Raw genomic sequence first — 1734 nt, 5'->3', positions numbered from 1 at the left:
CCGAGCAGGCGACAGCCGAACCAACGAATCTGAACACCCATCAACCCCTGCTGACCAGCTGATCAGCACCTCCCGCATGACGGGGGAACCTCAGTCACCTACCGCCGGGGACTTCGAAGTGGAACAAGATAGAGCACCGGATGTTCTGCCACATCACCGCGAACTGGCGGGGACGGCCACTGACCAGCTACCAGGTCGTCCTCGAAACCATCGCCGCCACGACAACCAAGACCGGCCTGACCATCGGGGCCGAACTGGACACAGGCAGCTACGACCTCGGCATCAGCGTCACACCCGCCGAGTTCCACTCCCTTCCGATCACACCCAACACATTCCACGGTGACTGGAACTACACACTGTCTCCCGTTCCACCGCGAGCGCCAGACGCGCCGGCCACGACACACCGGACCGACCCGGCCCTGACCGCAATGCTCACGGATCCGGCCCTGACCGGCATGTCACGAACCGCCTTCGAGCATTTGGTGGCGGTCTCCGAGCCTTTCTGGGACGCCTTGGCCGAGGCAGCATTCCAGCGACGCTTCCACCGCCCGCGCAGCTACCGCCACCCACAGACCAGCAGTGTGGACCACACCCACCGGCTCCTTGCAGCCATCCTCCGCCGCCGCAGAGCGGTGACCATGACATTCCTAGCCCAACTACTGGGCGTCAACCGCACTGAGCTGCACCCCGTTTCGTGGAGTCCATGAAGCCAGGCTTATGATCCTGGCTCGAAGGAGAACCACGAGCTGTGCCAGCACCACGTAAGTACCCGGACGAGCTCCGCGAGCGGGCCGTCCGCGAGGTCCGCACCACCGGCCGTCCGATCGCGCACGTCGCGAAGGACCTGGGCATCCACAAGGAGGCCCTGCGCGGCTGGGTCCGCCAAGCCGAGGCGGACACCGGTGAACGCGACGACCTGCTGACCACCGCCGAACAGAAAGAACTGAGGCAACTTCGCCGGGAAAACGCGGAGTTGAGGCGGGCGAATGAGATCCTCAAAGCCGCGAGCGCGTTTTCTGCGGCCGAACTCGACCGTCCCCGGACGAGGCCGACCAGGTGATCGAGCACCTCAGGGACAAGGGCCTCGGGGTCGGGTTCGCCTGCCGGGTGCTGGGACTGTCGGAGTCGGCGTACTACGCGCGCAAGAAGCGGCCGAAGTCGGCACGCCGGCTGCGCGACGAGCAGCTCATGCCGCTGATCGAACAGGTCCATGCCCAGTCCGGCGGCACCTACGGCGTCCGCCGGATCACCCGCGCGCTCAAGCGCAAGGGTGTGCAGGTGGCCCGCTGCACCGTCGAGCGGCTGATGGACGAGCTGGGCCTGGAGGGCGTCATCCGCGGTCAGCGGCGGCGGACCACCGTGCCGGAGCCGTCGGCACCCAGGCCGCCAGACCTGGTCGACCGCGACTTCACGGCCTCGCGGCCGGATCAGCTGTGGGTGGCGGACATGACGTATGTGCGCACCTGGTCCGGCTGGGCATACGTGGCGTTCGTCCTGGACGTGTACTCGCGGATGATTGTCGGCTGGCAGGTCGCGAACCACATGCGGACCAAACTACCCCTGGACGCACTGGAGATGGCGTTGTGGAGACGCCGGATCAAGAAGGACTCCGGTCTCATTCATCACAGCGACCGCGGGTCGCAAGGTGGATTCAACTGGTCGTCGCAACACCCTGATCTCGGAGGTGTGCGACGTGGCCACGACGGACTGGAGTTTGAAGACCAGCGATGTTCC

At 65.9% G+C, this 1734-nt stretch carries 2 protein-coding genes and 1 pseudogene; all 3 read left to right on the top strand.

What is annotated here, in order from left to right; all coding sequences use genetic code 11:
- Positions 1–95: 95 nt before the first annotated feature.
- A pseudogene (locus tag ACFYW5_RS37940) lies at positions 96–679 on the top strand (ISAzo13 family transposase); the annotation flags it as partial.
- Between the two features lie 69 nt (positions 680–748).
- Entirely contained in the window at positions 749–1060 is a 312-nt protein-coding gene (locus ACFYW5_RS37935; RefSeq protein ID WP_389421691.1) for a transposase, read from the top strand.
- On the top strand, positions 1057–1734 hold a 678-nt coding region (locus ACFYW5_RS37930; protein WP_389421690.1), incomplete at its 3' end, for an IS3 family transposase. The genes ACFYW5_RS37935 and ACFYW5_RS37930, both read left to right, overlap by 4 nt.

The organism is Streptomyces sp. NPDC002779 (assembly GCF_042888685.1).
In the GTDB taxonomy this organism is placed as follows: Bacteria; Actinomycetota; Actinomycetes; order Streptomycetales; family Streptomycetaceae; genus Streptomyces.
Note: the sequence above shows the minus strand (reverse complement) of the source record. Positions and strands in the feature narration are given on the sequence as shown.